General features: G+C 65.5%; 11 protein-coding genes. 8 read left to right on the forward strand and 3 right to left on the reverse strand.

The features are described 5' to 3' along the window. Nucleotides 1-47 precede the first annotated feature (47 nt). From VHO04_RS02135 to VHO04_RS02145, 3 genes are all read right to left on the reverse strand, one after another. Nucleotides 48-767, reverse strand: a complete 720-nt coding sequence (locus VHO04_RS02135) for a nucleoside triphosphate hydrolase (RefSeq protein WP_329626829.1) — start codon at nucleotides 765-767, stop codon at nucleotides 48-50. 4 nt (nucleotides 768-771) lie between these two features. Next, complete coding sequence (locus VHO04_RS02140) at nucleotides 772-1,512, reverse strand: isoprenylcysteine carboxylmethyltransferase family protein (protein ID WP_329626830.1); 741 nt, start codon at nucleotides 1,510-1,512, stop codon at nucleotides 772-774. Nucleotides 1,513-1,698: 186 nt separating this feature from the next. Beyond that, nucleotides 1,699-3,228: a lipopolysaccharide biosynthesis protein gene (locus VHO04_RS02145; protein ID WP_329626831.1), complete on the reverse strand. Its 1,530-nt coding sequence runs from the start codon at nucleotides 3,226-3,228 to the stop codon at nucleotides 1,699-1,701. Between the two features lie 119 nt (nucleotides 3,229-3,347). Here VHO04_RS02145 and VHO04_RS02150 point away from each other — a divergent pair, with 119 nt between their 5' ends. The 8 genes from VHO04_RS02150 to VHO04_RS02185 all read left to right on the forward strand — a co-directional run bounded on the left by VHO04_RS02150 (nucleotide 3,348) and on the right by VHO04_RS02185 (nucleotide 12,268). Further along, nucleotides 3,348-4,130: a succinate dehydrogenase iron-sulfur subunit gene (locus VHO04_RS02150; protein ID WP_329626832.1), complete on the forward strand. Its 783-nt coding sequence runs from the start codon at nucleotides 3,348-3,350 to the stop codon at nucleotides 4,128-4,130. Then, a complete protein-coding gene (locus tag VHO04_RS02155) occupies nucleotides 4,123-4,863 on the forward strand; it encodes a hypothetical protein (protein WP_329626833.1) in 741 nt (246 codons plus the stop codon). The genes VHO04_RS02150 and VHO04_RS02155 overlap by 8 nt, the downstream gene beginning before the upstream one ends. A 207-nt stretch (nucleotides 4,864-5,070) precedes the next feature. After that, nucleotides 5,071-5,562, forward strand: coding sequence for a PaaI family thioesterase (locus VHO04_RS02160; protein ID WP_329626834.1), 492 nt, complete (start codon nucleotides 5,071-5,073; stop codon nucleotides 5,560-5,562). Further along, complete coding sequence (zapE, locus tag VHO04_RS02165) at nucleotides 5,559-6,680, forward strand: cell division protein ZapE (RefSeq protein ID WP_329626835.1); 1,122 nt, start codon at nucleotides 5,559-5,561, stop codon at nucleotides 6,678-6,680. Before VHO04_RS02160 ends, zapE begins: the two co-directional genes overlap by 4 nt. 346 nt (nucleotides 6,681-7,026) lie before the next feature. Continuing rightward, nucleotides 7,027-7,989: a malate dehydrogenase gene (gene mdh, locus VHO04_RS02170; protein WP_329626836.1), complete on the forward strand. Its 963-nt coding sequence runs from the start codon at nucleotides 7,027-7,029 to the stop codon at nucleotides 7,987-7,989. 125 nt (nucleotides 7,990-8,114) lie between these two features. Beyond that, nucleotides 8,115-9,005 (forward strand): succinate--CoA ligase subunit alpha, encoded by an 891-nt coding sequence (sucD, locus tag VHO04_RS02175; RefSeq protein WP_329626837.1) that lies wholly within the window; start codon nucleotides 8,115-8,117, stop codon nucleotides 9,003-9,005. Nucleotides 9,006-9,093: 88 nt separating this feature from the next. After that, complete coding sequence (locus VHO04_RS02180) at nucleotides 9,094-9,363, forward strand: GIY-YIG nuclease family protein (protein ID WP_329626838.1); 270 nt, start codon at nucleotides 9,094-9,096, stop codon at nucleotides 9,361-9,363. An 82-nt stretch (nucleotides 9,364-9,445) separates the two neighbouring features. Beyond that, nucleotides 9,446-12,268 (forward strand): 2-oxoglutarate dehydrogenase E1 component, encoded by a 2,823-nt coding sequence (locus VHO04_RS02185; RefSeq protein ID WP_329626839.1) that lies wholly within the window; start codon nucleotides 9,446-9,448, stop codon nucleotides 12,266-12,268. Nucleotides 12,269-12,359: the final 91 nt, after the last annotated feature.

Raw genomic sequence — 12,359 nt, forward strand, 5'->3', positions numbered from 1 at the left:
ATCGATAGCTGGAGATTGCTTCGCTGCGCTCGCAATGACGGCAGACGTCAGGCCTCCGCCAGCGCCGCATCCACCGCCGCGATCGCCAGCGCCAATTCTTCCTCATAGGGAATGGTCGCGTCGATATCGACGATCGGCGCGCCACCCATCGCCAGCAGCGGCACCGTCTCGACCTTGCGCGTGATCAGCGCGCGGTCATGGTCGGGTTTACGCGCCATCACCGTATCGACATCGACGTGCAGCCGGATGACGAGCGTCGGGATATGGGCCGCCATCTCGGCATAGAGCGCGCGTTCCTCGGCCTGCATCGCGGCAAGGCGCGGGCCGGTCGCGCGCCCGGCGAGGATCGGGCCGTCATGCAGGCCCGGCACCTCGATCTGCGGATAACGGTCGGTGACGATCGTCACGCCCGCGCGGCGGCGCTCCAGAAGCTGCTCGAACTTCGCGCGGCGTTTCTTCGACTTGTTCAGCGCGTAGCGCGCCGCGAGCCTGCCGGGAATCGGCTCACCCGGCTCGCGCAGCTTGTCGGCGATGCCGTCGAGGAAGCGGTGGAGCGGCGGGCCGACGATCGGCCAGCGCCCGATGCGCCGTCCCTGCTCGCCCGAGCCGAGGCCGAGATAACCGCTCTCGGCCGCGCGCGTCTTTTGCACATGCGCCAGCAGGTCGGCCGACAGGGTCGACTTGCCCGACCCGTCGCTGCCGACCACTGCGATTAGAGGAGCTAATCGCTCCTCGGGCGCGATCAGGGGAGCGAGATCGCCCCCCATTTGGTCAGCTCAGTTCCTTGAAGAAGCCGATCATCTTCAGCCCGCCGATGAAGAAGCGAACGACGACGAGCGCGCCGAAAGCATAAACCCAGTTCCACTGGGCCGGGCTCAGCGCGTCGAAGTTGAAGTCCATTCGCGCGAACCAGGTCAGGAAGACGGTGGTTGCAAGCAGGAACAGCTTGTTCTGCTCGCGCCAGATCATCCGCTTCCACCAGAAGGGATATTTGGGCTTCACCCAGCCGGTGAGGCGGGGAAGCAGCGCGGGGACGTCCTTCGCCCATTCGGCGTGCGCCGCGCCGAACTTTTCGCGCAGGAACTCTTCCTCATAGATCGAGATGCGCTCGTAGATCAGAACGCCAAGCAGAAAGACGATCGCCCCGAACACCCAGCTTCCCGACAGCATCGCGAGGCCGGTGAAATTGAGGATGCGCCCGACATAAAGCGGGTTGCGCACCAGGCTGTAGGGGCCGGTGGTGTTGAGTTCGCTCGCTTCGGCGGCGACCTTGGCGCGGCCCGAGGTGCCGAGCGCGGCCCAGCCGCTGGTGAAGACGCGGACGATCGCGCCCGCGCTGGCGACGCCGAGCGACAGCCAGAACCAGGCGCAGTCGCCGGCCGCGCTGTTGAACGGACCCCAATCCTTGCTGCACCAGGCGATCAGCACCGAGATCGCGATGGTGATGTAGATATAGGTGCCGCGAATGAAGAAGAGGCGCTTGCCGCTGCGGGCGAGTTCTTGCTGGTACATCGAGTTCCGCCTGTTGGCCGCGGGAGGTCAAACCCTTCGCGGCGAAAAATCAGTCGCCCCCTCTAGCAAATTTTGCGGCCAAAATAAGACCAGTTCCTTCTTCGTCATCCCGGACTTGATCCGGAGTCCATGCAACGATCGTGATTATGGATGCCGGATCAAGTCCGGCATGACGAACGGAGAAGGCTAAACCAGCCGCAGCTTCCGCGCCGTCTTCCCCAGCGAGGCCCGGTCGGCGTGGGGCAGCGCGAAGCGCAGCGACGACCAGATCGCGCCCGCCGCGATGACGGTGATCAGCGGCAGCGCCGCCGCGTCGGGCAGGCGGCTGACGAGCAGGGCCAGCGCCCCCGCCGCGAGCGTGACCAGCAGGCCGCGAAGCGCGACCTTCGGGAAGCGCTGGTCGAAGGGATGCAGCCGCTCGCCCATCGCCAGCTGCACCATCGGAATGCCCGCCATCACGACCAGCCCGATCGACATCGCCAGCGTGACCCCGGTCAGCGCGTCGAGATGGCCGAGGATCAGCCAGCCCGACGCGAGCGCGACGACGACGCCCAGGATCGCGGCGGTGAGCTGGTGGCGAAAGGCCGCGACGACCTGAAGCACCGGCTGCGAAATGCCGAGCACCGCTTCGAGCGCGCGTGCGAAGAGCAGGATGATCACCGCGCCCTGCGCGACATGCGCCTGATGGCCGAACAGCCCGAGCAGCGACGAACTCCCCGCCGCGAGCACCGCCGCAAGGGGGAGGGCGATGGCGGAGATCAGCCGCGTCGCATAGGCGTAGATGTCGGCGACCTGCGCGCGGTCCTCGCGCTCGGCGCTCGCCGCGAGCGGCGCCATCACATAGACGAAGGCAATGCGGACGAGCTGGACGACGCTCGACAGCTTGCGCGCGATCGTGAACAGTCCCGCCGCCGCCGCGCCCGCCGCGCCGGGCAGCAGCAGGTTGAGGATCAGCGCCGGTGCGTCGCCGAACAGCCGCGCGATGATGTTCGACGGCAGGATCGACAGGCCCGCCCAGAAGGTATTGCGCTCGACCGCGCCGCCGCGCCCGCCGCGCAGCAGATCGGCGAAATTATAATAGCGGGCGAGCAGGCGGACGCAGAGGATGGCGGTGATGCCGAGCGAGCAAAGATGCGCGATGAACAGCCCCTTGAGCCCCAGTCCGCCCGCGAAGAACAGCCCCGCGAACACCAGCCGCATGATCTGCTCCCAGACGATCCGCAGGCGGATTTCGGCACCGAACACCATCCGCGCGCGCATCGCCGAGGTCGCAATCTCGACGAAGGCCCACAGCGGCAACGCCCAGACGAACAGGCGGATCGCGGGCACGACGAGCGGTCGGTCGTGATCGGCGACGTTGAGGAAGGGCGCGAGTTCGGCGGCAAAGACCGCGATCAGCGCGGCGACGATCAGGCAGGGGCCGATCCCGAACAGCATCGCGGTGCGCAGCGCGCCTGCGGCCTCGGCATCGCTCGCCGACTGCGGCACGGTGCGCTGCATCGCGCTCGTCATCCCCATGTCGAAGATATTCTCGAGCAGGTTCACCGTCGCCCAGAGCACCGCATAGAGGCCGTAACCCGCGAGCCCGAACATCAGGACATAGAGCGGCTGCGCGACGATCTCGACCACCGCGCCCAGCCGCGCGAGCACGGTCGTGCCGAGTCCCTTCGCGACGCTGCGGCTGGTGACGGCGGGTTGGGCGGTCTCTTCGCTCATCGCTCGCGCCCCTAGCGGCAAGCGCGCCGGCCCGCCAGCGGCTTTCGCGTCTCACCCTCTTGCCGACTCCGCCAATCGGGTCTAGTCGGGCCCCAATTGCATATAGGGGAACCTGCGACATGGCCGAATTCCGCCTGCCCAAGAACAGCCGCATCCAAAAGGGCGGCACGGTCCACAAGGCCGAGGGGGCGACGAACGTCAAGACGTTCAAGGTCTATCGCTATAGCCCCGACAGCGGCCAGAACCCGCATTTCGACACGTTCGAGATCGATCTCGACACATGCGGTCCGATGGTGCTCGACGCGCTGATCAAGATGAAGGGCGAGCAGGACAGCACGCTGACCTTCCGCCGCTCGTGCCGCGAGGGCATCTGCGGCAGCTGCTCGATGAACATGAACGGCAAGAACGGCCTCGCCTGCACGACCGCGATCGAGGATCTGAAGGGTGATATCCAGATCACCCCGCTGCCGCATATGGAAGTCATCAAGGACCTGGTTCCCGATTTCACGCATTTCTATGCGCAATATGCGTCGATCGAGCCGTGGCTGAAGACCAAGACGACGACGCCGAGCGGCAAGGAACGCCTCCAGTCGCCCGAAGAGCGCGAAAAGCTCGACGGTCTTTACGAGTGCATCCTGTGCGCCTGCTGCTCGACGAGCTGCCCCAGCTATTGGTGGAACAGCGACAAGTTCCTGGGCCCCGCGATCCTGCTCCAGGCCTATCGCTGGCTCGCCGACAGCCGCGACGAATATACCGGCGAGCGGCTCGACGAGCTGGAAGACCCTTTCCGCCTCTATCGCTGCCACACGATCATGAACTGCGCCAACGCCTGCCCCAAGGGTCTGAGCCCGGCGCGCGCGATCGCCGAGATCAAGAAGCTGGAAGCCGAGCGGATTGTCTGAACCGGAGGCTCCGGCTCCGGCCGCTCCACCCACTTCGCCGCCGGCATGGCGCGGGCGGCTCGGACGGCTGTCGCCGGCCCACGGCTGGCCCAGCTTCTTCACCGAACTCGTCGTCGTCGTCCTGGGTATCCTGCTCGCGCTCGGAGCGCAGCAGGCGGCGGATTGGTGGAACAACCGCAACGACACGATCGAATTCCGCGCCGCGCTCGACGAGGAGATCGCCGGCAACCTCGCCCAATATCGCGAGCGGCTGAAACAGGCCGACTGCACGAAGCGGCGGCTGGACCAGCTCGAGGCATGGCAGCGCGACTGGCGCGACGGCAAGGGCAGCGGAATCGAGGGCGAGATCGGCCGGCCGCTCGCTTATCCACCGGCGAATACGATCTGGCCGATGGGGGCGAACGGCGTCGCCAATCGCATCCCGCTCGATCAGCGCAGCGTCTATGCCTATCTCTCCGATATGTCGGCCGGCTACCTGCAACTCGCGACGATGGAGATGGAGGTGTGGCGCGGGCTGCTCGCCTATGACAGCGCTACCCGTCTGTCGCCGGAGGAGGTGAACCGGTTGCGCGGCCTGATCCTGAGCGCACGGGCGCTCGACAAGTCGATACGATTGAACGCGGGGTACGCGATGCAGGCGGGGACGGAGGGGTTGGGAATCAAGATTCCGAAGGACCCCAGCTACCCGCTGTCGCTGACCGGCCTCTGCACGCCGTTGCGTTTCACGAAATGATCCCGGCGATGACGATGGCCGGACTCGATGGCTGGCGGCAGGGCTTTGGCGATTTTATCGCTTGCGCGCGGGGCGCGGGCGGGCTTGAGGGAGCTGGACGGCCAGTGCAGCGCGGTGGATCGACGACGATGGCCCCCGCGTGCGGGCTATGGTCGATTCTTATGGCGGATTGATCCGCGGCGGAACCCTGGACGGATATTATACGGCATGAACGACGGTATCGAGGAACCGAAGCGGCGCGAGAATTTCAGCGCCGAGGAACTGACGGACGGCTGGATCAGCTGGAATCTCAAGGACAAGGACCGCTTCAACGCGTTCATCGAGCCGCTGTCAGTGCGCAGCGAAAACCCGACCGGGGACGGCCGTCCTTGCGCTCGGGTGCGGATGCTCCCCGAACGTCGGCACAGCAATCTCGGCGACAATGTCCACGGCGCGGTCAGCCTCGCGCTCGTCGACGTCGCGCTGTTCGCGGCGTCGCACCAGTTCGGATCGCTCGAGGCGGGGCATTCGGTGACGCTCGACCTTTCGACGCAGTTCGTCGGCGCGGGGCGCGTCGGCGAGCCGCTCGACGCTATCGTCGAGCTGGTGCGCGAGACCGGCCGGCTGATCTTCCTGCGCGGACTGGTGGTGCAGGGCGAGGGAGACGAGCATATCGTGCTGACCTTCGCCGGGACGATCCGCAAGGCGAGCCGGAAATGACCGACGTTCTCGCGGCCTATGACGCGCTGGTCGCGGGCGGCGAATTGAAGCTCGACCCTGAGCAGCGTGCCGCTGCGCAGCGATTGAACCATTTGCAGGAGGAGCTTGAGGCTTCGCCGCCGCGCGGCAGTCTGCTCTGGCGCATCGCCGGCCGCAAGCCCGAGGCGCCGCGCGGCGTCTACCTCTGGGGTGCGGTCGGGCGCGGCAAGTCGATGCTGATGGACCTTTTCTACGACCAGCTCCGCATCCAGCGGAAACGGCGGGTCCATTTCCACGCCTTCATGCAGGAGGTTCACGCGCGGATGCGCGAGGTGCGCAAGACCGAGAGCGGCGACCCGATCCCGCAGGTCGCCGCGGCGCTGGTCGAGAATATCCGCTGCCTCGCCTTCGACGAGATGGTCGTCAACAACAGCGCCGACGCGATGATCCTCTCGCGCCTGTTCACCGCGCTGATCGACCGCGGCGTCACCGTCGTCGCGACGTCGAACCGGCCGCCGTCCGACCTCTACAAGGACGGACTCAACCGCGAGCATTTCCTGCCCTTCATCGCGCTCGTCGAGGCGAAGCTCGATGTGATGAGCCTCAACGGCCCGACCGATTACCGCCGCCACCGGCTCGGCGACGGCAAGCGCTGGTTCGTTCCCGCCGACGATGCGGCGAGCGCGGCGCTCTCCGCCGCCTTCTTCCGCCTCACCGACTATCCGCCCGAGGATCGCGCGCATGTTCCGACGCTCGATCTCGATGTCGGCGGCGGGCGGATGCTGCACGTTCCGAAGGCGCTCAAGGGTGTCGCGGTCTTTTCGTTCAAGCGCCTGTGCGGCGAAGCGCGCGGAGCGGCGGACTATCTGGCGGTCGCGCGTCATTTTCACGCCGTGATCATCGTCGGCATTCCGCGCATGGGGCCCGAGAACCGCAACGAAGCGGCGCGCTTCGTGACGCTGATCGACGCGCTCTACGAATATAAGGTCAAGCTGCTCGCAAGCGCCGCGGCCGAACCCGACGCGCTCTATGTGGCGGGCGACGGGGCGTTCGAGTTCGAACGCACCGCGAGCCGGCTCGCCGAGATGCAGTCCGACGATTATCTGGCGCTCGGCCATGGCCAGGACAACGCTGGATAGACAGCGCGGGAGCGGCTGTATCCGTTGGTTTCGTCATTGCGAGCGCAGCGAAGCAATCTAGGGTGGTTTACGCGGGCTCTGGATTGCTTCGCTGCGCTCGCAATGACGAGTCATGAAGAACGGCCATGCGGCCTTGGAACCGCATTTCGATACCTTGGCTCCCGTCTTATTGGTATTGCGAACCATTTGCAAAAAAAGGCGGAATTTCATCCTTTTGGCGGTTGTTTCCTTAGGGGAATCAGCGTAGGGGCGTCGCCAGTCTTGGGACCGGAGCGGGGCGTCAGGCCCGTGCCCCCGCGGTCCGTGAACCTTTGCCGGGCTTGCCAGGAAGGGAGTGCCGCGCGCCATGGGACGCAAGAAGATCGCATTGATCGGAGCCGGGAATATCGGCGGAACGCTGGCGCTGCTCGCCGCGCAGAAGGAACTCGGCGATGTCGTCCTGTTCGACGTCGTGGAAGGCGTGCCACAGGGCAAGGCGCTTGACCTATCGCAGGTCGGCCCGATCGCGGGTTTCGACGCGAAGATCACCGGCACCAACGACTATAAGGACATCGCGGGCGCCGACGTCATCATCGTCACCGCCGGCGTCGCCCGCAAGCCGGGCATGAGCCGCGACGACCTGCTCGGCATCAACCTCAAGGTCATGAAGGCGGTCGGTGAGGGCATCAAGGCGAACGCCCCCGACGCGTTCGTCATCTGCATCACCAACCCGCTCGACGCGATGGTCTGGGCTCTCCGTGAGTTCTCGGGGCTTCCGCACAACAAGGTCGTCGGCATGGCCGGCGTCCTCGATTCGGCGCGCTTCAGCCACTTCATCGCCGATGAATTCGCGGTGTCGGTGAAGGACGTGAACACCTTCGTGCTCGGCGGCCACGGCGACACGATGGTCCCTGTCGTCCGCTATTCGACGATCAACGGCATCCCCGTTCCCGACCTCGTCAAGATGGGCCTGTCGACGCAGGAGAAGATCGACGCGATCGTCAAGCGCACCCGCGGCGGCGGCGGCGAGATCGTCGCGCTCCTCGGCACCGGATCGGCCTTCTACGCCCCGGCCGCGAGCGGCATCGCGATGGCCGAAGCCTATCTCGGCGACCAGAAGCGCATCCTGCCCTGCGCCGCTTATGTTGACGGCGAATATGGCGTCGACGGCCTCTACGTCGGCGTTCCGGTGCAGATCGGCGCCGGCGGCGTCGAGAAGATCGTCGAGATTGAACTGGGCGATGCCGACAAGGCGGGCCTGCAGGTCTCGGTCGACGCGGTCAAGGAACTGCTCGACGCATGCAAGGCGCTGGATTCGAGCCTCGCGTAAATAGCTTGTGCCCCTGCGAAGGCAGGGGTCCATCACCTGCGCTCGAAAGATCGGGCGGCGGGTGACCGATAGATTTGGAGATGGGCCCCTGCCTTCGCAGGGGCACGGAAGATGGAACGAAACGCATGAGCATCCTCATCGACAAGAATACCAAGGTCATCACCCAGGGGATGACCGGCGCCACCGGCACTTTCCACACCGAACAGGCGCTCGCTTACGGCACCAAGATGGTCGGCGGCGTGACGCCGGGCAAGGGCGGCACGACGCATATCGGCCTGCCGAACTTCAACACGGTCGAGGAAGCCAAGGCCGCGACCGGCGCGACCGCGAGCTGCATCTATGTCCCGCCGCCGTTCGCCGCCGACTCGATCCTCGAAGCCATCGATGCCGAGATCGAGCTGATCGTCGCGATCACCGAGGGCATTCCGGTGCTCGACATGGTCAAGGTGAAGCGCGCGCTTTCGGGCTCGAAATCGCGCCTGATCGGGCCGAACTGTCCCGGCGTGCTGACCCCCGACGAATGCAAGATCGGCATCATGCCCGGCAGCATCTTCAAGAAGGGCAGCGTCGGCGTCGTCTCGCGCTCGGGCACGCTGACTTATGAGGCGGTGTTCCAGACCTCGAACGTCGGGCTCGGCCAGACGACCGCGGTCGGCATCGGCGGCGACCCCGTCAACGGCACCAACTTCATCGACGTCCTCGAACTCTTCCTCGCCGACGAAGCGACCAAGTCGATCATCATGATCGGCGAAATCGGCGGCGACGCCGAGGAACAGGCGGCGCAGTTCCTGATCGACGAGGCGAAGCGCGGCCGCAAGAAGCCGATGGTCGGCTTCATCGCGGGCCGCACCGCGCCTCCGGGCCGCCGCATGGGCCACGCCGGCGCGATCGTATCGGGCGGCAAGGGCGACGCCGAAAGCAAGATCGCGGCGATGGAGGCGGCGGGCATCACCGTGTCGGCGAGCCCGTCGGAACTCGGCACGACGCTCGCCGAAGTGCTCAAGGAACGCGTCTGATTTTTCTGCGCCGCTCTTCGCCCGTGCCCCTGCGAAGGCAGGGGCCCATCACCCGACCGGGCGATGAATGAAGAGCGGCGCAGTCTACATGATGGCGAACCGCAAGAACGGTGCCATCTATACCGGATCGACATGGAAACTGGTGCAGCGTGTTTATCAGCACCGCGAGATGGCGATCGAAGGCTTCACGAAGACTCATGGCTGCGTGAGGCTGGTTTGGTTCGAAGTGCATGAGGATCTACAACAGGCGCGTTTGCGCGAATTGCAGATCAAGCGATGGAAAAGAAGTTGGAAGGTGCGGATGATCGAGGAAACGAATCCCGAATGGCGGGATTTGTGGTTCGAGATTCAGGGCTGATGGAAATCGGCTCCGCCAGTTCCATATTGTGCCCCCAGGAGATGGGCCCCTGCCTTCGCAGGGGCACGGATAGGTTAGTGAAATGAACCTCGAACGACAAAGCTTCGACATCGACGAACCGCAGGCCGGCCCGAGCTGGGCGCCGAAGAACTGGCCGCCGATCGACAGCGACGACCTGACCGCCGCGCTCGATCCGCAGCAGATGCAGGTCGCGGTGAAGGCGGCCGCGGCCAAGGCCGGCGCGCCGCTGTCGAATGCCGAGGTCGAGCGCGCGGCCGACGATTCGATCCGCGCGATGATGCTGATCCGCACCTATCGTGTGCGCGGGCACCTTGCCGCGAAGCTCGATCCGCTCGGGCTCAGCACGCGTGAATTGCCTGCCGACCTGACCCCCGAATATCACGGCTTCACCGGCGCGGCGCTCGATCGGCCGGTGTGGCTCGGCGGCACGCTCGGCCTCGAAAAGGCGACGGTGCGGGAGATCGTGGCGATCCTTCAGGCCAATTATTGCGGCGCGGTCGGCCTCGAATATATGCACATCGCCGACATCGTCGAACGCCAGTTCCTGCAGGAGCGGATGGAGGGCGCCGACAAGATCATCGAATTTTCGGTCGAGGGCAAACGCGCCATCCTGAACAAGGTGATCGAGGCCGAGGAGTGGGAGAAATTCCTCGCGCGCAAATATGTCGGCACCAAGCGCTTCGGTCTCGACGGCGGCGAATCGATGATCCCGGCGATGGAATCGATCATCAAATATGGCGGCCAGTATGGCGTGAAGGAAATCATCTACGGCATGGCGCACCGCGGGCGCCTCAATATGCTCGCGAACGTCATGGCGAAGCCGTACAAGGTGATCTTCCACGAATTTTCGGGCGGCAGCGCCAACCCCGACGACGTCGGCGGTTCGGGCGACGTCAAATATCACCTCGGCACCTCGACCGACCGCGAGTTCGACGGCATTTCGGTCCATATGTCGCTCGTCCCCAACCCCTCGCACCTCGAGGCGGTCGATCCGGTCGTGCTCGGCAAGGCGCGCGCGCAACAGGTGGTGCGCGACGACATTGGCAAGCATGAGCAGGTGCTGCCCGTGCTGATCCACGGCGACGCGGCGTTTGCGGGGCAGGGTATCGTCTGGGAATGCCTCGGCTTCTCGGGGATTCGCGGCTATAATACCGGCGGCTGCATCCATTTCATCGTCAACAACCAGATCGGTTTTACGACCAGCCCGCAGTTCGCGCGCTCGTCGCCCTATCCGTCGGACGTCGCGAAGGGCGTGATGGCGCCGATCCTGCACGTCAACGGCGACGATCCCGAGGCGGTGACCTTTGCCTGCAAGCTGGCGATCGATTTCCGCCAGCGCTTCAAGCGCGACGTCGTGATCGACATGTGGTGCTATCGCCGCTTCGGCCACAACGAAGGCGACGAGCCCTCGTTCACCCAGCCGCTGATGTATGCCAGCATCCGCCAGCATCCGCCGGTGTCGCAGCTTTGTGCCGCGAAGCTGGAGGCCGAGGGCGTGATCGATGCCGGCTGGGCCGATACGCACCGCAGCGAGTTCGTCGCGCACCTCGAGGAAGAATTCGAGGGCGCGAAAAGCTACAAACCGAACAAGGCCGACTGGTTCGCGGGCCGCTGGTCGGGGCTGCACGCCCCCGCCGATCATGAAAATGCGCGCCGCAACATCGCGACCGGCGTTTCGGACAAATTGTTCGACGCGATCGGCCGCGCGATGACGACGATTCCCGACGACCTCGAAGTCCACAAGACGCTGCGCCGGGTCATCGACGCGCGCGCCGCGATGTTCGCCAACAAGAAGGACGACGAGCTATTCGATTGGGCGACCGCCGAGCAGCTCGCGTTCGGAACCTTGCTCAGCGAGGGCTATCAGGTGCGCCTGTCGGGCCAGGATTCGGGGCGCGGCACCTTCAGTCAGCGCCATGCCGTCTGGGTCGACCAGAAGGACGAGCATAAATATATCCCGCTGACGACCGTTCCGCACGGCCGCTTCGAGGTGCTCGACAGCCCCTTGAGCGAATATGGCGTGCTCGGCTTCGAATATGGCTATGCGATGGCCGATCCGAAGAGCCTCGTGCTGTGGGAAGCGCAGTTCGGCGACTTCGCCAACGGCGCGCAGATCATGATCGACCAGTTCATCGCCGCGGGCGAGGCGAAGTGGCTGCGCGCCAACGGCCTCGTGCTGCTGCTGCCGCACGGCTATGAAGGACAGGGACCCGAGCATAGCTCGGCGCGCCTCGAACGCTTCCTGCAGCTTTGCGCGGGCGACAATATCCAGGTGTGCAATATCTCGACCCCGTCGAACTATTTCCACGTCCTGCGTCGCCAGATGCTGCGCTCGTTCCGCAAGCCGCTGATCATCATGACGCCCAAGTCGCTGCTCCGCCACAAGCTGGCGGTGTCGCAGCGCAGCGACTTCATTGGCGACGCGCATTTCCGCCGCATCATGTCGGACCGCACCCCGCCCGAGGACGCGAAGGTCAAGCGTGTCGTCCTCTGTTCGGGCAAGGTCGGCTATGATCTGATGGAAGCGCGCGACGCGGCGGGACTGACCGACACGACCGTGGTCCGCATCGAGCAGATATATCCCTTCCCCGGCGAGGCGCTGGCCGTCCGCCTGAAGCGGATGAAGAATCTCGAAGAGGTGGTGTGGGCGCAGGAGGAGCCGCGCAACAACGGCGCCTGGTTCTTCGTCGAGCCGCTGATCGAGGAGTCGCTGAAGGAGGCGGGGCACAAGGGGATGCGTGCGCGCTATGCCGGCCGCGCCGCCGCCGCCTCGCCCGCGACCGGGCTGATGAGCCGCCACCAGACCGAGCAGGCGGCGCTCGTCGCCGACGCGCTCGGCCTGTCGGTCCGCGCCGAAATCCGCCGCGCCAAGGCCAAGTCATAAGTTAGGTGTTCCCCCGCGAAGGCGGGGGCCCATCTTCCGAACGTCAGATGATGGACCCCCGCCTTCGCGGGGGAACAGAGAGAGAAGAGAC

Origin of the sequence: Sphingopyxis sp. (assembly GCF_036261875.1) — a bacterium.
Classification (GTDB): domain Bacteria; phylum Pseudomonadota; class Alphaproteobacteria; order Sphingomonadales; family Sphingomonadaceae; genus Sphingopyxis.